At 38.7% G+C, this 18,460-nt stretch carries 21 protein-coding genes and 1 other annotated feature; of the genes, 18 read left to right on the forward strand and 3 right to left on the reverse strand.

Annotated elements, in window-relative coordinates:
• Nucleotides 1–8: 8 nt before the first annotated feature.
• From CDZ88_RS17340 to CDZ88_RS05885, 12 genes are all read left to right on the forward strand, one after another.
• Nucleotides 9–149 (forward strand): hypothetical protein, encoded by a 141-nt coding sequence (locus CDZ88_RS17340; RefSeq protein WP_157796488.1) that lies wholly within the window; start codon nucleotides 9–11, stop codon nucleotides 147–149.
• Complete coding sequence (locus tag CDZ88_RS05835; protein WP_100372645.1) at nucleotides 140–931, forward strand: adenosylcobinamide-GDP ribazoletransferase; 792 nt, start codon at nucleotides 140–142, stop codon at nucleotides 929–931. Before CDZ88_RS17340 ends, CDZ88_RS05835 begins: the two co-directional genes overlap by 10 nt.
• Nucleotides 889–1,521: a histidine phosphatase family protein gene (locus CDZ88_RS05840; RefSeq protein WP_100372646.1), complete on the forward strand. Its 633-nt coding sequence runs from the start codon at nucleotides 889–891 to the stop codon at nucleotides 1,519–1,521. Before CDZ88_RS05835 ends, CDZ88_RS05840 begins: the two co-directional genes overlap by 43 nt.
• Nucleotides 1,522–1,634: 113 nt before the next feature.
• A complete protein-coding gene (locus CDZ88_RS05845) occupies nucleotides 1,635–1,922 on the forward strand; it encodes a bifunctional adenosylcobinamide kinase/adenosylcobinamide-phosphate guanylyltransferase (protein WP_100372647.1) in 288 nt (95 codons plus the stop codon).
• 2 nt (nucleotides 1,923–1,924) lie between these two features.
• On the forward strand, nucleotides 1,925–2,512 hold the full coding sequence (locus tag CDZ88_RS05850; protein ID WP_100372648.1) for a cob(I)yrinic acid a,c-diamide adenosyltransferase: 588 nt from the start codon (nucleotides 1,925–1,927) through the stop codon (nucleotides 2,510–2,512).
• A gap of 224 nt (nucleotides 2,513–2,736) precedes the next feature.
• Nucleotides 2,737–3,687, forward strand: a complete 951-nt coding sequence (locus CDZ88_RS05855) for a VanW family protein (protein WP_100372649.1) — start codon at nucleotides 2,737–2,739, stop codon at nucleotides 3,685–3,687.
• Nucleotides 3,688–3,808: 121 nt separating this feature from the next.
• A complete protein-coding gene (locus CDZ88_RS05860) occupies nucleotides 3,809–5,302 on the forward strand; it encodes a spore germination protein (protein ID WP_100372650.1) in 1,494 nt (497 codons plus the stop codon).
• A 15-nt stretch (nucleotides 5,303–5,317) separates the two neighbouring features.
• Nucleotides 5,318–6,436: a GerAB/ArcD/ProY family transporter gene (locus CDZ88_RS05865; protein ID WP_100372651.1), complete on the forward strand. Its 1,119-nt coding sequence runs from the start codon at nucleotides 5,318–5,320 to the stop codon at nucleotides 6,434–6,436.
• Complete coding sequence (locus tag CDZ88_RS05870) at nucleotides 6,414–7,508, forward strand: Ger(x)C family spore germination protein (RefSeq protein ID WP_100372652.1); 1,095 nt, start codon at nucleotides 6,414–6,416, stop codon at nucleotides 7,506–7,508. Before CDZ88_RS05865 ends, CDZ88_RS05870 begins: the two co-directional genes overlap by 23 nt.
• 168 nt (nucleotides 7,509–7,676) lie before the next feature.
• Nucleotides 7,677–8,477, forward strand: a complete 801-nt coding sequence (locus CDZ88_RS05875; protein WP_100372653.1) for a peptidoglycan DD-metalloendopeptidase family protein — start codon at nucleotides 7,677–7,679, stop codon at nucleotides 8,475–8,477.
• A 139-nt stretch (nucleotides 8,478–8,616) separates the two neighbouring features.
• Complete coding sequence (locus CDZ88_RS05880; RefSeq protein WP_100372654.1) at nucleotides 8,617–9,000, forward strand: hypothetical protein; 384 nt, start codon at nucleotides 8,617–8,619, stop codon at nucleotides 8,998–9,000.
• A 65-nt stretch (nucleotides 9,001–9,065) separates the two neighbouring features.
• On the forward strand, nucleotides 9,066–9,881 hold the full coding sequence (locus CDZ88_RS05885) for a histidinol-phosphatase (protein ID WP_100372655.1): 816 nt from the start codon (nucleotides 9,066–9,068) through the stop codon (nucleotides 9,879–9,881).
• A gap of 62 nt (nucleotides 9,882–9,943) precedes the next feature.
• Here the strand turns inward: CDZ88_RS05885 and serA are convergent, their stop codons facing one another.
• Nucleotides 9,944–11,566 carry a phosphoglycerate dehydrogenase gene (gene serA, locus CDZ88_RS05890; protein ID WP_100372656.1) on the reverse strand — a complete coding sequence of 541 codons (1,623 nt, stop codon included), beginning with the start codon at nucleotides 11,564–11,566 and terminating at the stop codon, nucleotides 9,944–9,946.
• A gap of 105 nt (nucleotides 11,567–11,671) precedes the next feature.
• Nucleotides 11,672–11,904, reverse strand: a binding site (T-box leader).
• A 143-nt stretch (nucleotides 11,905–12,047) separates the two neighbouring features.
• On the opposite strand from serA, the gene CDZ88_RS05895 reads away from it, so the two are divergent.
• Nucleotides 12,048–13,106 carry a M14 family metallopeptidase gene (locus CDZ88_RS05895; RefSeq protein WP_100372657.1) on the forward strand — a complete coding sequence of 353 codons (1,059 nt, stop codon included), beginning with the start codon at nucleotides 12,048–12,050 and terminating at the stop codon, nucleotides 13,104–13,106.
• Between the two features lie 35 nt (nucleotides 13,107–13,141).
• On the opposite strand, the gene CDZ88_RS05900 is transcribed toward CDZ88_RS05895, so the two are convergent.
• A complete protein-coding gene (locus tag CDZ88_RS05900) occupies nucleotides 13,142–13,390 on the reverse strand; it encodes a ferredoxin (protein ID WP_100372658.1) in 249 nt (82 codons plus the stop codon).
• A gap of 279 nt (nucleotides 13,391–13,669) precedes the next feature.
• On the opposite strand from CDZ88_RS05900, the gene CDZ88_RS05905 reads away from it, so the two are divergent.
• The 5 genes from CDZ88_RS05905 to CDZ88_RS05925 all read left to right on the forward strand — a co-directional run bounded on the left by CDZ88_RS05905 (nucleotide 13,670) and on the right by CDZ88_RS05925 (nucleotide 17,632).
• Nucleotides 13,670–14,716 (forward strand): YpbB family protein, encoded by a 1,047-nt coding sequence (locus CDZ88_RS05905; protein ID WP_100372659.1) that lies wholly within the window; start codon nucleotides 13,670–13,672, stop codon nucleotides 14,714–14,716.
• 2 nt (nucleotides 14,717–14,718) lie between these two features.
• The gene (locus tag CDZ88_RS05910) at nucleotides 14,719–16,239 is read left to right on the forward strand and encodes a RecQ family ATP-dependent DNA helicase (protein ID WP_100372660.1); all 1,521 of its coding nucleotides are present in this window, start codon (nucleotides 14,719–14,721) and stop codon (nucleotides 16,237–16,239) included.
• Complete coding sequence (locus tag CDZ88_RS05915; protein ID WP_100372661.1) at nucleotides 16,236–16,835, forward strand: CPBP family intramembrane glutamic endopeptidase; 600 nt, start codon at nucleotides 16,236–16,238, stop codon at nucleotides 16,833–16,835. Before CDZ88_RS05910 ends, CDZ88_RS05915 begins: the two co-directional genes overlap by 4 nt.
• Before the next feature lie 40 nt (nucleotides 16,836–16,875).
• Nucleotides 16,876–17,112, forward strand: coding sequence for a hypothetical protein (locus tag CDZ88_RS05920; RefSeq protein WP_100372662.1), 237 nt, complete (start codon nucleotides 16,876–16,878; stop codon nucleotides 17,110–17,112).
• Nucleotides 17,113–17,173: 61 nt separating this feature from the next.
• On the forward strand, nucleotides 17,174–17,632 hold the full coding sequence (locus CDZ88_RS05925; RefSeq protein ID WP_100372663.1) for a DUF2663 family protein: 459 nt from the start codon (nucleotides 17,174–17,176) through the stop codon (nucleotides 17,630–17,632).
• A gap of 59 nt (nucleotides 17,633–17,691) precedes the next feature.
• Here CDZ88_RS05925 and CDZ88_RS05930 read toward each other — a convergent pair whose 3' ends face one another.
• Complete coding sequence (locus CDZ88_RS05930; RefSeq protein WP_100372664.1) at nucleotides 17,692–17,913, reverse strand: hypothetical protein; 222 nt, start codon at nucleotides 17,911–17,913, stop codon at nucleotides 17,692–17,694.
• Nucleotides 17,914–18,460: the final 547 nt, after the last annotated feature.

The following is an 18,460-nucleotide window of genomic DNA, read 5'->3' on the forward strand; positions in this document are numbered from 1 at the left end:
GAGGGGTTATGAATCAAGGAACGGTATTGGTTCGTGGATTTCGAGAGTCTTATTATGATACAGCTCTTCATGTGATAATGAGTCCCTCTCCAAGTATTTTCAGTAGAATGACTTTATCGTTATTGATGGAGAAGGCACAATGCGGATAAAGGTAAAAGAGCTTGGTTCAGGCTGCTTACTTGCGTTTCAGTTATTAACCACGATCCCCATTCGACTTTCACTTCAATGGAACGATCAACATGCTAGAGCCTCTGTAGCATGTTATCCCCTAACAGGGATGGTTCTAGGAGCGTTGCTTTTTTTTCAAGCATATTTATGGATGACGTATTCATCAAACTCTCCACTTATGTTGGTCGCTTGGCTACTCACATTCTCTATTATTTATTCGGGTGGCCTGCATTTGGATGGATGGTCAGACTTTAGTGATGCTGTATTTTCTAGACAGTCGATTTCACGTAAACTTGATATCATGAAAGACTCTCGTGTAGGAGCATTTGGGGTTCTTTCACTCATTCTTCTCCTAGGGTGGAGGTTTCTTTTCATGTATGAGTGGTTGCTACAATCTAAAGATCTTTATCTACTTTTCTTTATCCCTTTCATATCTAGGTTGTTAATGGGGGGTCAGATTATCCTCGGGACTTTTGCTAGAGAAGATGGAATGGCCGTTGCGTTAAAGCCAGCTCAAACACATTTATTAAAATGGGTGTACGGTGCTTGGTGTATGTTTTTACTATTGCTACTTACAGCATGGAGTAAAGAATTAATGATAAGTCTTATAATTGTTAGTTTGCTATTTTTTGTTGGATGGCTAATATTCTGTCAAAAGCAAATCCAAGGTATCACTGGAGATACGGTTGGTGCAGGCACAGAAGGGAGTGAAACCTTTTTATGGGGAGTCATTTGGATGTTATTCTCATTCGACATGGTTTAACCGCTTATAATGCAGAAAAAAGGTATCTTGGTCATCTTGATTTACCTTTAATTCTTGAAGGGGAAAGGCAAATCAATCAGATGAGATCGTCCTGTTCAGACTTTGAGGTCGAACAAGTTTTTTCAAGTGACTTAACACGATGTTTGCAAACGGCATCGCTATTGTTTCCTACGTCAAACATCCATGTAGAGTCAAAGCTACGTGAATATGATTTTGGTGATTGGGAAGGAAAACGGTATGAAGATTTAATGGATCAGTTGTTTTACCGAGCTTGGATTGATGACCCTATAGCCAATAAACCGCCAAATGCAGAAGGCTTTGAACACTTCTCATCAAGAGTATTAGCCGGTTTTTGGAATTGTTTAAGATCAATTGAAGAACAAAACGATTCCATGGTTGTGATCGTAGCACATGGAGGAGTTATTCGAGAGATTCTTACGAAATTAGCACCATCATCAAAATCTTTTTTTGAGTGGAAAGTAAACATCGGTAGCTTGTATCATCTACGTGGAGAGATGTTCGAACTAAGGAGGGGTGGACGATTCAATTCATTACAGGTGGTGCCTATCACGGAAAAAACAAATGGGTAAGGGAATATCTGCTGAAGAACGAATATTCAAACATAACGTGGTATAATGGATACATAAACCAGCTAAAAATAGATCAATTATTTAAAGATGATGGAGTTGTCGTTATTTTTGGAATGGAGCAGCTCATCAAAGAGTTACTAAATAACGGATCGATTGAAGAGTCGAGGGATTCGTTTCGTCAGTGGCTTCATTTTGGACTTGAGTGGGAAGCAAAGAACAAAGGATTTCAATTGCTTTTGATTGGTTCCGATATTGGTAAGGGGATTGTTCCAGTGAATGCGAGTGATCGTAATTGGCGAGATTTAGTCGGGTGGTGTTATCAAGACATTGTCAAGCAAGCTAAGGTCGTTCAATTAGTCTGGTACGGCTTAAATCAAGAGTTAAAAAACGAGGAGGAATAAAAATGAAATTATATACGAGAACGGGTGATGAAGGAAAGACGAGTGTTATTGGGGGCAGATTGTTTAAAGATGATGTTCGTGTTGAAGCATATGGAACAACCGATGAGTTAAATAGTTTTGTTGGTCAAGCCGTGACACAACTTGATAAGAAATTATTTTCAGATATTTTAGCAGAACTCGAAAAGATTCAACACGAACTCTTTGATTGCGGTGGGGACTTGGCGATGTTAACAGCGAGTGAGAAGCATCCATATAAAGCTAAACAAGAAATGGTTGATTTTCTTGAAGAGAGAATAGATGCCTACATTAAGGAAGCCCCAGCTTTAGAACGTTTTATTCTACCAGGTGGTGCACCTGCTGCAGCGACTCTTCATGTTTGTCGCACAGTAACAAGACGGGCAGAGCGTCTAGCTACGAAACTACAATCGGAGTCTGAAACAAATCCAATTGTTTTAAAGTATTTGAATCGACTGTCTGATTATTTCTTTGCAGTTGCTAGAGTCGTAAATGCGCGATTACATGTAGCGGATGTAGAGTACGAGAGAAGTGCACTAGTTTTTCGTGATGGAAAGCGAAAAGAAGACAAATAAAGAAATATTAAGATAAGTAAAATTAAACAAAAAGAGGCTTGGATATAAGAAAGTGTATAACTGGAAATCCGAACAATGCACAAAGTTAGCGCATTGTTTGGATTTTTGCTGTGTAAACACTGTGTCCTAGCCTCTTTTTTATTTTTGAAATGCGGATGGAAAATTCATACAAATGTTAAGGTGCACATAGAGTAGAAATGGAGTTGATAAAGGAGAGTGATACGATGAGGAAACGAACCATAGTGCTTAGTTCTTTCTTTTTTTTGATGACTGCTCAGGTAATTAACGCGGATGTTCAAGCTCTTGCAAAGAATCACGTTGAAAGTGTGTTACTTGAAGTGGAAGATCGTAACATACGGACACCTCTTATTTGGGAGATGGAACTATTTGATGATCAAGAGGTATCGATCAATACGTTACGACTGAATGACTTTGGATATATACCTGGTGTGGGTCTGGAATTCGATGAGGAGAGGCTAGAGCAGTTAGCAAGTGAACTCGCACAATCCATTGATCAACCAATGAAGAATCCATCTATAGATAAGGAGGGCAACATCACTCCAGGGCAGGCTCGAGTCATCCTAGCTGAAAGTGAGTTCGTAGACCAAGTAATGAGTGCTACGTATATGGATAAACAACTCATCTTGCCCATCTATGTGACAGAGCCAACCGTTAGTGAAAAAGAATTAAAAGGCATTGATTTGCATGAAATCGGGAGCTTTACGACTTATTTTAATGCAGGTGTTCAAGGGCGGTCTGAAAATGTTCGATTATCAGCAGAAGCAATTAGTGATTTCGTACTCGGTACAGGAGATCAATTTTCGTTTAACCAGGTTGTTGGAGAAAGAACGGTGGACCGAGGTTATCAGGAAGCAAAAGAAATTGTAAATAAAGAATTTGTGATGGGGATTGGCGGTGGTATTTGTCAAACATCTTCTACATTATTTAATGCAGTGGAAGCGGCAGGCCTGGAAATGGTTGAACGTTATACACACTCAAGAGAAATAGGCTACGTCGACTCCGGCCGTGATGCAACGGTGTCTTGGGGCGGGCCGGATTTTAAATTCATTAACCCTCATCCTTATCCGATAATTCTTCGTTCAGAGGTCTCTTTAGAAAGTGGAGAGATTACCGTTCGCGTGTTGACAAATGATAAATACAACCAACAGAGCTGAGTCTATTGACTTAGCTTTTTTTGTATTGAACAGATCCTTTTTTTCTATCCGCATAATTCTATTGCTTCCATTTCATACTAACCATATTAAAGAATATTACTGCATGGGGATGGGGAGTTGGATGCTTGTACGTTGGATGAAACAACGAATGAAAAAACAACCAGATGAAAACATCGAGAATGTAATTGACTTATTTAATAAGTCAAGCGATTACACAACGTTTAAAAAGACATTTTATGATCAGGAATATGAATGTAGTTATTTTAAGACGATGGTTGATCAAAATCGCTTAAATCAAGATGTTTTACCGTACCTTAACGACAGTGACTCAGCTGAGTTGTCATCATTGATCGACAGGGTTGCCATACCAGATAAAATAGTGACGTCAAAACCTGAAGAAGTTAGAGAGAAAGTAATAAAAGGATTTTTAATCATACGAAATATGCAGCATCCTAATGAAGTGGCATTAATTAATATAGGCATTGATTCAGATCGGGAGATTACGACCCCAGAAGTAGAGTTCAGTGTTGCGGGACCACAAGAAGCGTTTATTGAGTCGATTGATACAAATATTAATCTGATTCGAAAGCGGATACCTATTCCACAACTTCAAGTAAAAGAGTTTACACTCGGTAAGATAACAAAAACTCGCGTCGCCGTTCTTTATATTGATGGAATTGTCGATCAAGCGAATCTAGATACGATGTTGCAACGACTTCAAGACATTGAATTTGATCAAATTATTGATTCGAATAGCTTAGCTCAAATGATTACAGATCAGACGATGTCAATTTTCCCACAATTGATTAACACGGAGCGTCCAGAAAGGGTGTCGGCGGTTCTAACAGAAGGAAAAGTAGCATTCTTGTCCGACGGGTCTCCTGAGGGTGTATTTGGACCAGTGACGCTTGTTGAGTTCTTTTCATCATTAGAAGATTACTATTTACCATGGCAGATTGCAACGTTTGTACGTTTGCTAAGATTTTTCTCGGTGGCATTCTCTATACTTGCTACACCTATTTATGTAGCAGTGCTTACATACCACTATGAACTCATTCCAAGAGACCTGTTGTCTACGATTATGGCATCAAGGAGTAATATCCCTTTTCCACCACTACTCGAAGCGATTTTTTTAGAGTTAACGATTGAACTCCTTCGTGAAGCAGGAGCACGATTACCGACTAAGGTTGGTCAAACGATCGGTATCGTAGGTGGGATTGTTATTGGACAAGCATCGGTGGAGGCTGGACTTACGAGTAACGTCTTATTAATTATCGTGGCGCTCGCAGCTCTCGCCTCATTTACAACACCTGTCTATCAAATGGGTAACACGATTCGTCTAATACGTTTTCCGTTTATTATATCAGCGGCGTTATTAGGTGGAGTCGGTGTAGCTTTTTGTGGCTTATATACGATCGTTCACTTGCTACACTTAACCTCACTTGGACGTCCGTATCTAGAACCAATCTTTCCGCCACGTATAGCAGATTGGCGCGACGCTTTTATTCGAATGCCTTTTAGTTATATGAATTCAAGACCTGTGTACTTAAGACCACGGGACAAAGGGAGATTTAATTTTTTAAGGGCAAAAGAAAAGCACGATATTGATGAATGAATTGGTGGTGAACTGATGGATAAGCCAATAAAAGAACAGTATCTCGTTTCTGGTTTTTTAGTCTTCTTTTTAATACACGGCATGCAAATTGGTATTGGGATATTAGGCTTTCAACGTGGAGTCGTCAAAGAAGCGGGGTATGATGGGTGGATCTCTGTGATTGTGGCTGGTCTCGTCATTCACTTTATTATTTTTTGTATTTACATCTTATTAAAACGAGCGAACGGTGATTTGATTACAATTCATCGTCAAGTCTTCGGTAAGTGGCTCGGCAATGTCATCAGCTTTGTCATTTGTCTTTACTTTGTCGCATTAGGAGCCATTATCATACGTGCTTACATTGAGATCATTCAAGTATGGATGTTCATTGACTTACCAACATGGGTAATGGCGATCATAACGTTTGTATTGTTTTACTATTTAGTGTCAGGTGGTTTTAGGTCGGTTGTTGGATTAAGTTTTTTAGGGGTACTTATTCCCATTCCTTTGTTTATCTTGCTATTAATGCCTTTAGAATTTGCTCATTTTATTAATTTAGTACCGGTCTGGAAGCATACAATTGCAGAGATTGGGCTTGGAGCTAAGGAAACAACCTTAAGCTTTCTAGGCTTTGAGATTTTATTAATGTATTATCCGTTTTTAAAGCATAAAGAATTGACACAGAAATGGGCTCAATTAGGGGCAGCGACTACAACCTTTGTTTATACGGTTGTCATGCTTATCAGCTTAGCCTTTTATTCAGAAGAACAGTTAAATAAGACGATCTGGGCGACATTGACTCTCTATAAGGTTGTTAAACTTCCCTTTGTCGAGCGATTTGAATACATTGGGGTTGCCCTGTGGGTCCTTTTTATTGCGCCAAATATCGCAATTACATTATGGGCAGCTAGCCGCGGGGCGAAAAGAATCTTTCAGATGAATCAGCGGATTGCGCTTCTTATTGCCTTGATTCTCGTATTGATCATTATGATCATGCTCCCAACGAGGCAAGAAATTAGTCTTTTTGCATCATGGGTGAGTGAATTTGGGTTTTATTTTGTTTTTGTTTATCTTCCACTTCTCGTTATCCTACAAGCTATCGTTTTAAAGCTTAGAAAGGGGAAAGGCAATCATGAAAAAACTCCTACTATGTAGTTTGATTTGCTTGCATATCTTAAGTGGATGTATTCAAACAAGGATCATTGATGAAATTTCTGTAGTTCGTACTGTGGCTTTTGATAAAGACGAAGACAGGCTTAAGATGTCCGTTAGTTTTCCGACGTTTCTAGAACAGGGAGAACAAAATATTCAGGAGCGTGATGTAATCACCACTACATCAGACACGGTAAAAGGAGCTCGAATTAAACTTGAACAACAATCTCAAAAACCGCTTGAATTCGGTCAATTAAATGTCGTACTTATAGACAAAGATTTGGCAACACAGGGCGTTGAGAATATGATTGATTCCCTTTATCGAGATGCCTCAGTCGGTAACAGAATTACAATTGCAGTGGTGGATGATAGTACAGAGGATGTATTGATGTCAAACCTTGGTGGGGGGGAGCAAACTGGCGTCTACTTATCCGATTTAATACAACAAAATATGGACATTAATATGGTTCCTGCGACTAATATGCATGAATTTCTTTTTAGCCTATATAATGATGCCAGAGATCCATACTTGCCAGTTATATCCATTGAAAACGACCGAATTAAAGTAGTAGGTACAGCATTGTTTAAAGGCGAATTATATCAGCGAACATTGAATTTAGATGATTCCTTTATCGTTAAATTAATGACGAGTCCAACAAAACTAACAACGAAGGAATTTCGAATTACAACAGGTGGTGAAGAAGCGATCGCGGTCGTAGAAAAAATTTTCAGCAAAAGAAAAAGGTCAATTGATCAAACTGGACCAAATCTAGTGTATAAGATAGAAATTGAATTGAAAGGAGAGATTATCGATTATACTGGTTCGATGAATCTTGAAGAGGATAACTTAGTTAATAAAATTGAAGGTCAGATTGAAGAAGTCATCAAAAATCGCGGAGAAGAATTATTAGCGCAATTTCGCGACGAAGGTATTGACCCTGTAGCTATTGGAGAAAAGTATCGTAGTACTACAAGAGATTGGGACTCAAAAAGGTGGTCTGATGAGATCTATCCAACTGTTGAATTTGAGGTAGTAGCAAGTGTTGAGATTCTGAGTTCAGGTGCGATTGAGTAATATTTTCATTAATCATGAATAAAAGCCGAAGTGAAAACATATGCTAGTGGAGTATTTGTAAAATATGGGAGTGTAGGCCATACATCAAGATGATTCTCTATTAGATTCAACACGTAAAGAGATGAAGCAAGCAGAGAACTGGTTTTCCTAAATATTGAGGAGGAAATGATGGTAGACATAATTAGACGAGTTTGTATTGCTTTAGCTTTAGCTACGTTTATTGGCGTATTGTTTATTGGTACTTCTGCAGCAAAGGCAGAAGGATTTGAGCAGTCGTTACTCACTTTAGAACAATCCCTCATCTGGCCGACAGTAGGTGAAGTGACAGATGAGTTTGGAACGAGAGGCGGGATGCATTTTGGGATCGATATCGCCGCCAGTGAAGGGACAACAGTTGTTTCGGTTGAGGCAGGCGTTGTCAGTAAATCTTATCAATCAGATACATATGGAGAAGTTGTTTTTATCGAACATGAAAATGGACTTGAAACCGTCTATGCACATTTGCATGAACGGTCAGTTCAAGTTGGCCAAGCTGTCCAGATGGGAGCTATAATTGGCACAGTAGGGAACACAGGACGTTCCTTTGGGAATCATCTCCATTTTGAAGTACATAGAGGGAATTGGAATATTGAAAAAACGGATGCGATTGACCCTATGTATGTGTTATCAGATGAACCAGCTTATATGTATGCATCGATGGGGAATGAATCTCCATATGGACTAGCATGGCAAGAAGGCGAGGCTGTTTATGTAATGGCTGACATACGAACTGAAGTTTCGGAACTTGTCACAGAGAAAAAAGAGGAGGCTCTACTAGCCGAGCAATGGATTCAAATTGAGAGCGGAGATACTTTGTGGGCGATTGGTGAAAAGTATCGTGTGACGGTTGATCATCTCATGAAGTGGAATGATTTAAGCAGCGATGTGATCCATATCGGTCAAACATTGGTTGTTCGAGCAGATGATTAAGTAATATTAGGATACTAGTAATTAGAGTATCCTTTTTTGCGTTTTAGTGACAATATTCTCTTTAGTTTATCTATAAAATAGATGTCGTATATGGTAGAATAAACCTTATGAAACTTGGAAAAGTCAGAAGGTTGGATACATGAAAGAGAAAGTAATCGTGCGCACAGAGCTTTTTCAATGGTTAAATGAGCAGACAGATCTAAGTACAAATCAAGTTGACCTCGTTGATGGTTTTGTTTTTATGCTTCAAAAAATTAATAAACATAAATCGATACGAATGGTTCGAGATCGAGAGTTACATCCACGCTTTTGGAGAACACATGATAAGACATTCGGGTATAGGTTAATGGGGAAAAAGAAAAAAGATATGGCATCTCTCTATCAATTCTATGTTGATGTCGCTTATGCTGAGTGGCTTGTGATGAGCGACGGACAGTGGTTGATGTTAACGGAACGAGGCAAGATTTATTTACGCATGAGTCGCGAAGACCAACTTGAGACACTATTTCAGCATATTTGGTGAAGTGTTCTCTTTTTGTCTGAATGTCGTTACATTAAGAGTATACATCATTCAATTGGAGGGATACGATGAGAACAGATTATCATAACCATTTAGAAAAAGGCGAACTGACACTTGATTATTTGAAGCAATTTACTGATCAGGCACAAGCGAAGGGGATTGAGCATTTTGGTATATCTGAACATGCTTATCACTTTTATCAAACGAAAGATATTCTTAGGAATCCTTGGGTTGATGCTAGAAGGTATTATGATATGAACGATTACGTGAATCTGTTTCATCAAGCATGGAGTCAGGATATCGATGTGAAGATGTCGATTGAGATGGATTATACGCCAGGTAAACATAATGAAATGAAGACGTTCATTAACCAATATGATTTTGATTATGTCATTGGCTCCATTCATTGGGTAGAAGATTTCGGGATTGACCTTGCTGAATTTAGAAGTGAATGGGACAAGCGAGATATTTATGATACATATCGCGACTATTATGACCAAGTTGTCACATTAGCGGAATCCAATTTATTTGATATCATCGGGCATTTAGATCTAGTTAAAATTTTTAAGTATGTACCTGATGATGAAACATTTTTGTTGGAGCAGTTTGAACGTGCGACGAGCGCATTAGCAAATTCAAAAACATGTGTTGAGATCAGCACAGCGGGTCTAAGAAAGCCTGTTGGAGAATTATATCCCGATCCAAGATTACTAAAAATGTGTTATGAGAAAAATATACCGATTGTCTTAAGTTCAGATGCTCATGAGCCTGCCCATGTGGGGGCTGATTTTGACAAAGCTGTTGCGCTTGCTAAATCTGTGGGCTATACATCATTAATGACTTTTTCAAAAGGCGAGAGAAAAGCAGTGTCCCTTGATGCATAAGCGTTAAAAAGAGCACCCAAAGATGTGAGTTATACTCAGTCTTGGGTGCTTTTTGATGTTCGCTATCCTTCGATTCTGTTTGCAGAGTGAATATCATCAATAGAGCATAAAGCTTGAAGCACAGCATCATCGACTGTTTTATCAACAGTAATCATCATAATCGCTTCGCCACCAACTTCCGTTCTTCCTACTTGCATTGTCGCGATATTGACATTATGTTCAGCAAGCAATTGACCCATTCGTCCAATGACACCTGGTTTATCGTTATGTTGGATATAGAGCAGATGACCTTCAGGGATAAAGTCAACATTAAAGCCATTAATGCTTACAATCCTTGCTCCATATTCTTTTATATAGGTTCCTTTAATTTCAAAGCGTCGATCTTCACCATGAACAATCGCATGTATTAAATTGGAGTAGCCAAATGTATTGCTCACATGTTTCTCACCATAAATGATTCCTCGCTCTTTAGCAATCAAAGCAGCATTTACATCATTAACAGCGGCATCTACACGCGGCTGAAGAAAACCAGCAATTAAACTACGTGTCGTAATAGATGTTTCAAGTTCAGTAACGTTTCCTCCATAAAATACTTCGATTTCTTGCACCGGTGTTTTCATTACCTGGGACAAAAGATTTCCCATTCGCTTGGTGAGATCGTAATAGGGTTGTATCTTTTCATAAACTTCTTTTGATAAAGTCGGTAAATTAATTGAATTTGTTGCAGGCTGTCCTTCAAGGAAGCGAATGACTTCTTCTGATACTTGGGCAGCGACATTTAATTGGGCTTCTTTTGTTGAAGCGGCAATATGAGGCGTAGCAATCACATTGTCGTATTGTAATAGTTCTTGATCTTGTGCAGGCTCACTTTCAAATACATCCAAAGCAGCCCCAGCAATATGTCCATTCGCAAGATAATGCTTTAATGCCTCTTCGTCAATAATTCCACCACGTGCACAATTGATTAAAAAGACGCCTTTTTTCGTCTTGGAGATATTCTCCATTCCGAGGAGCCCTTTTGTTTCTTTTGTTAGAGGTGTGTGAACAGTGATGATATCAGATTCTGATAACACTTCATCTAAACTAGCAGGTGTCACACCAATTTTTTCAGCACGCGCTTTAGTTAAAAATGGATCAAACACAAGTAGTGGCATCTCAAATGCACGTGCTCGTTTGGCAATCTGAGTACCAATTCGACCAAATCCCACAATACCTAATGTTTTTCCACGTAGTTCAGAACCTTGAAAAGCTTTTCTATTCCATTCTCCAGCTTTTATTGATGCGTTAGCTTGAGGAATTTTTCTGAGTAATGAACAAATCATTGCAAATGTGTGTTCAGCAGTCGAAATCGTATTACCATCAGGAGCATTAACAACCACCACGCCATGTTTTGTGGCAGCGTCTAAATCAATGTTATCTACACCGACCCCTGCACGCGCAACAATTTTTAAGTTTGGCATTTGAAGAAGGAGTTCTTCGGTAACTTTAGTTGCGCTTCGGACAAGTAGCGCATCAAAAGAAGATAAATCATCAACATCATCAACAAATGATTCAACACAGTTTACGTCAGAATTCCTTAATAAAGGCGCCAAACCTTCTTGGCTCATTGAATCAGATACTAAAATATGATACTTTGCTGTACGTTCTGTTGGTACTTCATTCTCCACTAAGGCTTGCTTGTTCATTCTCTTCACTCCCTTAAAATTAAAACTCTCTTTTTAAATAAGTACAACATGCTCAAAAATGAAAGCGCTACAACAAAAAGAACCTTCTGCCCACACGACGGAATCGTGAGGGGCGGAAGGTTCTAACCGCGGTGCCACCCTCATTCATGTGTCACATGACACATCTTAGGGGAGAATGCTCTCCAAAGGTAACGGATTATCCGGATCAATCTACTAGCTAGGAGCGTTCGATTAATCAACTCAGAAGGGCTATCCAAAGCAGGCCTCGTTAGTTCGCACCAACCACTAACTCTCTGATGATGGCTTCTACTTTTTCATTTCTTCATCAACGTTTACAAATATAGTAGAGTGAATACTCTAATTGTTTGATAATTTAACATATTTAAATCCTTCTGTCAAATTGAATGCGAGGCTGAACTTTACTTTGTTGATTCTGATTTAATTGACAAGATCATATGATGTTTTAGAGGAGTTGATAGACATGGAATATACTGTGCAGATAGGGGACACGGTTTCTAAAGTAGCCAAAAAACATGGCATCCGACCATTTGATTTGCTTTTATTTAATCAGCATATTCAAAACAAGCATGATTATGTGATGCCTGGTTCTGTCCTACATATTCCTAAGCATTCAGATGGGGAACTCGAATTAAATGAAATTTGGACAGAGTATGGGCATGAAGATTTAGAAGATGAGTTACCTCGTTTAAAAGCATTAGGTGCAAGAGTCGAAGTGATTGGCTATTCAGTTATGAAAAAGCCTATTTATGCGTTAAGCATTGGGCGAGGGAAGAAGTCTGTTTTTTATTCAGGTGGATGGCATGCAAATGAATGGCATACTTCTAAATTTCTAATGGAATTTACCCGCGCATGCTTATTAGCGTCTGAAGAATCATATAAGCTGTACGGGTATGACCCCTCTGCATTACTTGATGAGATTAAACTATATATCGTTCCAATGGTTAACCCAGATGGCATCGGTCTTGTTTTACAAGGAGTATACAAAGATCATCCATATCGGGAGCAAGTGTTAGAAATAAATAAGGGGATGAGACGCTTTGAACACTGGTCGAGCAATATTCGCGGGGTCGATTTAAATCATCAATGGCCAGCGGGATGGGAAATAGAAGCAAAGGAAAGCCCGCAAGAACCTTGGTCTCGTCATTATAGTGGAGAGGCACCGTTAACAGAACCGGAAGCAAAAGCAATCCACAGGTTTACGTTAAGGCACTCTTTTGAATACGTGCTTGCTTTTCATTCACAAGGTCAAGTCATTTATTGGGGGTACCGCGGACTAGAGCCAGCCATTAGTGAAGAGATGGTTGAACGATTATCTTTAGTAAGCTCCTATACGCCCGTCCAAACCGCAGATAGTGATGGTGGTTTTAAAGATTGGTTCATTCAAGAAACAGGTAGGCCTGGATTTACGATCGAAGTAGGGGTAGGAACGAATCCCTTGCCAAATGAGTCATATGCGGAGATCTGGTCTAATGCCAGTATGTTAGCCTTAGAAGGGTTGACCTTGATTAAAGTGAAATAAAAAGAGGCAGCCGGAATTTTCGGCTGCCTTTATTTCTACTCAAACTTCAACGAGTCTCCGTCAAATGATTCGTCAGCTACTTTAATTGAATCAGTAGGACAACCTTCTTGAGCATCGATCATGTCTTCTTCTAACTCTTCTGGAATGACAGCTGTTCCTTGGTTATCGTCCAAAATAACAAAAGCAATTCCTTCATCATCATAATCATAAATATCTGGAGCAGCGGCACCACAAGCTCCGCATGCGATACAAGTATCTTTGTCGACAATCGTATATTTAGCCATGATTTTCCCTCCAATTTTTTCTATAGTCAAAATTCAACCCTAGGTTTGGATAGAATAATCTATTCTAGTTCCTTAACTAGTGTGATTTGATTTTGTACTTAACTATTGTAAAGCTGAATCGAAAACTTTTCAACCAAATCATTCCTAAAGTTACAAAACAAGAATATGGTCTTTTCATTATTCCCTCTGTAAGACCATTTAGCCTTCAACTTTAACGGAAATTTGATACAATACTTACAACGAAGGAACGTATAGGAAAAGCGTAGATGAGGTGAATCAATGACTGTTAAAGATGTCATTATAATATCTGTATGTAAAGCGTTAAAAGGGGAACGTACCATTTACGGAGCGTATCATCTTCTTCAAGGGAAAAAGTCTGCTCAAACTATTCAAGATGGTCATTTATTTTCGATTCTCCCTTATTATGGAATGTTTCCGAAGATGAAACGAGCAGATATAGCAATGAAAGTGAAAATTCTTGCAGAACAGAAACTCATGCAACAGGTCTCTGAAGATCGATTTATCGTAACGGACCGTGGAGAAGCGTTTTTAGAGAGCGAAACGGACAAATGGCCTTTACTTCAAGAGTTGAATGGTTGGAAATACTCGAGACTAACGCGAACGTTTTGGCTACGGATGACGCTATGGATACAGACAGTTACAGAACTTCACATGAACCGAAGGGATTTTATACCAATTGTTCAAGAACGTGAAGTGCAGTTTTGGGTCAAGCAACATATGCCAAGAACAAAAGTCATTAGAGATGAGCAGTTAAGCAAACTATACGAAGAGTTGCATCATTTTTTGCGTTGTCTCAATGAAGGCCATTCGCTTTTTCTCGTTTTGCAATTAACAAGTCATAAGCGGATTGGCTATACGAGGGGCCAAGCTGCAAGATTGTGCTCCATCCGTGAAGACGACGCTGATATCATTCACGAGGCTCTGTTACATAAGTTGTTTGCATTTATTGAAAATCGAGAAGGATTGGATAGACTTCCTTCGTTTATAGATCAACAAATTAAGGAAGCCGGATGGACAAAGTCTGCTGAGCGAACCAGTCAATTATTAAAACAAGGGATGTCAATAGAACAGATTGCATCCATGAGACAGTTAAAAACAAGTACGATTGAAGATCATATCATCGAAATTGCCTTGCAAGATGCTACATTTCCTATAAATAAGTATGTCTCAGAAGCCATACAAATGGAGATTGATCAATTATTGATTCGTGAACAATCCATTAAATTACGTGACATAAAAGCGGCTCTCGGCGATGCGGCTAGTTACTTTATGATCCGTTTAGCACTTACAAGACGGGGGGAATGACCGTGCAACTTTTAGACGAACTAAAGAAGTGGTTTGGCTACTCGAGTTTTAGACCAGGCCAAAAAGAGATCGTGGAAGCTGTAGTAAAGGGAGAGGACGTTCTGGCTGTTCTTCCTACAGGTACTGGTAAATCCATTTGTTATCAGCTGCCTGGATTGATCTTGCCTGGTGTTACTATCATTGTGTCCCCATTATTATCATTGATGGAAGATCAGGTTCAACAACTTCGTAGTGAAGGTATTAAGTCTGTCGTCGCTGTTAATAGCTTTATGAGTTACCAAGAGCGACAATCTGTTGTGAATCACTTACATGAATATAAATTAATTTATACATCACCTGAAATGCTCCAATCTGAATTCTTTCGTTCTAAGCTAAAAACACTTCAAGTCTCGTTATTTGTTGTTGATGAAGCGCATTGCATCTCGCAATGGGGACATGAATTTCGGAGTGATTATTTAAGATTAGCGAGTGTGCGAAAGCAACTAGGTCATCCTCCTTGTTTGGCGATTACGGCAACGGCTACCACCACAGTACAAAAAGATATATGTCATTATTTAAACATGGTTGATGTGAAGCGGTACATTCATTCAGTTAATAGGCCCAACATAGCCTTACAGGTGGAAACGTATGTAACGACAGATGAAAAGTTAGAGCGGCTCCTTGAGCTTATTGAGTCATTAGAAGGTCCTGGTATGGTTTATTTTTCAAGTCGTATGTGGAGCGAATCGGTGGCTCGAAAGTTAATGCAAAAAGGAATTTCTGATGTGAACTTTTATCATGGTGGTATGACAACTGAGGACCGATTGTTGATTCAACAGCAATTTATGCAAGGGGAACTAAATATTATTTGTTGTACAAGCGCATTTGGAATGGGGATTAATAAAAATAATATCCGCTATGTAATTCATTTTCATTATCCTACTCAGATGGAATCCTATGTACAGGAAATAGGCAGAGCGGGACGTGATGGAGAGGATAGTTTGGCGATTGTCCTTTTTAGTGAGGAAGACCGTGGCCTAGCAAAGCTTCTATCGGTCCGAGAACAACTCACCCCTGACCAAGTGAGAACTATACTAGAACGATTGCAACGAGAGAGCGAATTATCGGAAAAAATGGTCTCGGAAATTTGTGCACAAGCAGGTTGTAGTGAAGTTGTTTGGAGAAATATGTTGTTTGCATTAGAGGAACTAGACGTAATTGAATCGGGCAGAATAAAAAGATTTTCTGTCGATGCTATCACAGAGAGGCTTGCGCATGGGTTTACTCAATATAAAATATCCAAACAGAAACAATTAACAGCATTTGAACATTGGCTGCAATTACGGACATGTAGGCGTTCTGGAATGTTACAGTATTTTAATGAATCACCTCAAAAAAATGACCATAAGTGTTGCGATCGTTGTCGGTTTGAACTTGATGATTATAGAAAAACAAACACGCAATCAGCTAAGCAAGAATTAGTTCTTCATTGGGAACAAGAGCTGAAGAAGCGCTTTTTAATCCCTTTTGAGGCATCGAAATGAAGGAGCAAACAAGACCGATTGACCGTCTAAGTGACCGAGAAGTTTTGATCAGCTTGTACCTATCACAGCTCGCGATTATCCTTTTAGCGATGGTATTATCATTTTTTGTCTTTCCTGATTTTTTGAGTTTTTACAGGTTACTATCTTTTTCATGGTTTGATGTGATCATCATTGGTGGAGGATTTGCTGGAATCGTCGTTCTAGCAGATGTATTGATTGATCGGTTTGTTCCTAAGCGTTTCTTAGATGATGGGGGGATAAACGAACGTGTATTTACAAATCGTTCGATCCCACATATGGTCATCTTGTGTATGACGATTGCTATTGCAGAAGAATGGTTGTTTAGAGCGGTGCTACAAACTGCTTTTGGCCTAGTCATCGCAAGCACCCTTTTTGCTCTTGTACATGTCCGATACGTCAAGAAGCCATTCCTATTTATTTTTGTGCTATTGGTTAGTTTCTCTTTAGGTTGGTTATTTAAGTATACAGAAAGCCTTATCGTCACAATAACGGCTCATTTTCTTATTGATTTTTTATTTGGATTATATATTCGATCCAAAGTTCAAAAACAGGGAATTCAAACCATTGATCTTTAAATAGAAGGAGCCGATACTATACATAAAGAGGTGAAACGTCATGAGTGTTAAACGGCTAAAAGAAGACCAAGCTGAGCCACTTCGTCAACATATGTCAAGAAGATCAACAGATGAAGCGAACGAGGTAGAGAGTCTTCCATCAAGAAAAAATGCACATCGAAACCGTAAGAAAAAAGGAACGTTTAAAATGACGTTCCCTCTAGTTAGGCTCCTGCTTATGATTTTCTTACTTATTGTTATGTTGCTAGTATTCTCCCCGTATTGGTTAAATCAATAATTAACTGTAAGTTCTAGTTTGTCCTTCTTTTCATACGTTGTTATAAAGGGGGGAGTGACTAGTGAGTAAAATAAAAGAGTGGAATCTATACCCAGAGGCACTTACAGGAGTAAGCCTGGTGATGCTTGAAGAGATGATTATAAGAAAAGAAAAATGGGAGCAATACAAGAAAGCAAAAAATCATTGGAGCCTTTTCACTCTTTTATGTCTCGGTTTCTTTCTTTTTTTTGGTGCTCAAGCGTTGCAAACCAATCATGTGTCTTTTAGTGGGAATTTTCTATCGCTACTTGTAGGCAATGTTATCGTCGTTTTATTAATTGGGTTGTTTAGCTTGGGGTTAATGCAAATTAAATTCCTATCCAAAAAAACGAATAAAGCCGAAGATGAGTATGAGGCTTTGCGTATAGAGTGTATTGAACGTCAAACCGAATTATGGGAAAGAGATAGTGATTATAAAGTTCGAGAGAATGTTTTCTCTTATATGAAAAAATCACATGATGTCAACTTATATTACAAATAAAACCACTTCGTCATTCAGGGAGCATGCTGAATGGCGAAGTGGTTCAATGTGTTGAAAAGTTAAGCTGATATATTAGGGTGACCGAAGAATAAGTGCGCCTCTCTAGAGAACGGACGCCCACTAACAAATATAAAGGCTTCATTGTACATGTCTATTCGTCCAAATGCTAAAGTGATTCGTGATTTAGAGCAATAAACTTCCACAGGGAGACCTATTCGTTGGTTAAAGGCAAGGTCCTGATTTGTGACGAGAGACTTATCTATAAGCTTTGTTAAGATCATATTCTCCCACCTTTCCATAATAAATAATGTAAGCGCTTACTAAATCTCTGTGTCTTCATTGTATCTTAATAAAACTGAAAATTCAATCTTTATTGTGAGAAATTCTTCCAACTTTTTTGATTAAAATTGAAAAAAAACGATGAGCTTTCGTTTGAACATAACTATCGAATGTTTGAGAGATTGTCACAAAATGATTAAAGACTAAAAGACAAGCTTATGTTATTATGTTTATAAGATAAAATTTGGATTTAACATCTGCAAATGGGGAGTGTTGAATTGTGACTTCTGTACAATTAATCGCAGTTTTAGGATTTGGAATGATGGCTATGCTACTTTCTGTTGTTATGGCGATCGGGTTATTAAAACTTTCGCAGTACTCTGAATAAATATATTCACTAGCTGGTGCCAATTTTAGGCATCAGCTTTCTTTCTATCGATTTGGGATGGGATCAACCGATAAATACATCTTAATGTGAGATCGGAATTTAAAGTCGGAATATTCAGTGAGGTGGTTTTCTTTTCGTTTTCCGAAATGTACAATAGAAAA

This window comes from Bacillus sp. FJAT-45037, from assembly GCF_002797325.1.
In the GTDB taxonomy this organism is placed as follows: Bacteria; Bacillota; Bacilli; order Bacillales; family Bacillaceae_D; genus Alkalihalophilus.

What these genes read in the sequence shown, in the direction of transcription:
- CDZ88_RS05900 (WP_100372658.1), bottom strand. Translation starts at nt 13,390, where the DNA reads ATGGCTAAATATACGATTGTCGACAAAGATACTTGTATCGCATGCGGA.
- CDZ88_RS05865 (WP_100372651.1), top strand. Translation starts at nt 5,318, where the DNA reads ATGGATAAGCCAATAAAAGAACAGTATCTCGTTTCTGGTTTTTTAGTC.
- CDZ88_RS05845 (WP_100372647.1), top strand. Translation starts at nt 1,635, where the DNA reads ATGGAGCAGCTCATCAAAGAGTTACTAAATAACGGATCGATTGAAGAG.
- CDZ88_RS05930 (WP_100372664.1), bottom strand. Translation starts at nt 17,913, where the DNA reads ATGATCTTAACAAAGCTTATAGATAAGTCTCTCGTCACAAATCAGGAC.
- serA (WP_100372656.1), bottom strand. Translation starts at nt 11,566, where the DNA reads ATGAACAAGCAAGCCTTAGTGGAGAATGAAGTACCAACAGAACGTACA.
- CDZ88_RS05905 (WP_100372659.1), top strand. Translation starts at nt 13,670, where the DNA reads ATGACTGTTAAAGATGTCATTATAATATCTGTATGTAAAGCGTTAAAA.
- CDZ88_RS05840 (WP_100372646.1), top strand. Translation starts at nt 889, where the DNA reads ATGGGGAGTCATTTGGATGTTATTCTCATTCGACATGGTTTAACCGCT.
- CDZ88_RS05880 (WP_100372654.1), top strand. Translation starts at nt 8,617, where the DNA reads ATGAAAGAGAAAGTAATCGTGCGCACAGAGCTTTTTCAATGGTTAAAT.
- CDZ88_RS05835 (WP_100372645.1), top strand. Translation starts at nt 140, where the DNA reads ATGCGGATAAAGGTAAAAGAGCTTGGTTCAGGCTGCTTACTTGCGTTT.
- CDZ88_RS05920 (WP_100372662.1), top strand. Translation starts at nt 16,876, where the DNA reads ATGAGTGTTAAACGGCTAAAAGAAGACCAAGCTGAGCCACTTCGTCAA.
- CDZ88_RS05915 (WP_100372661.1), top strand. Translation starts at nt 16,236, where the DNA reads ATGAAGGAGCAAACAAGACCGATTGACCGTCTAAGTGACCGAGAAGTT.
- CDZ88_RS05850 (WP_100372648.1), top strand. Translation starts at nt 1,925, where the DNA reads ATGAAATTATATACGAGAACGGGTGATGAAGGAAAGACGAGTGTTATT.
- CDZ88_RS17340 (WP_157796488.1), top strand. Translation starts at nt 9, where the DNA reads ATGAATCAAGGAACGGTATTGGTTCGTGGATTTCGAGAGTCTTATTAT.
- CDZ88_RS05895 (WP_100372657.1), top strand. Translation starts at nt 12,048, where the DNA reads ATGGAATATACTGTGCAGATAGGGGACACGGTTTCTAAAGTAGCCAAA.
- CDZ88_RS05860 (WP_100372650.1), top strand. Translation starts at nt 3,809, where the DNA reads ATGCTTGTACGTTGGATGAAACAACGAATGAAAAAACAACCAGATGAA.
- CDZ88_RS05870 (WP_100372652.1), top strand. Translation starts at nt 6,414, where the DNA reads ATGAAAAAACTCCTACTATGTAGTTTGATTTGCTTGCATATCTTAAGT.
- CDZ88_RS05875 (WP_100372653.1), top strand. Translation starts at nt 7,677, where the DNA reads ATGGTAGACATAATTAGACGAGTTTGTATTGCTTTAGCTTTAGCTACG.
- CDZ88_RS05855 (WP_100372649.1), top strand. Translation starts at nt 2,737, where the DNA reads ATGAGGAAACGAACCATAGTGCTTAGTTCTTTCTTTTTTTTGATGACT.
- CDZ88_RS05885 (WP_100372655.1), top strand. Translation starts at nt 9,066, where the DNA reads ATGAGAACAGATTATCATAACCATTTAGAAAAAGGCGAACTGACACTT.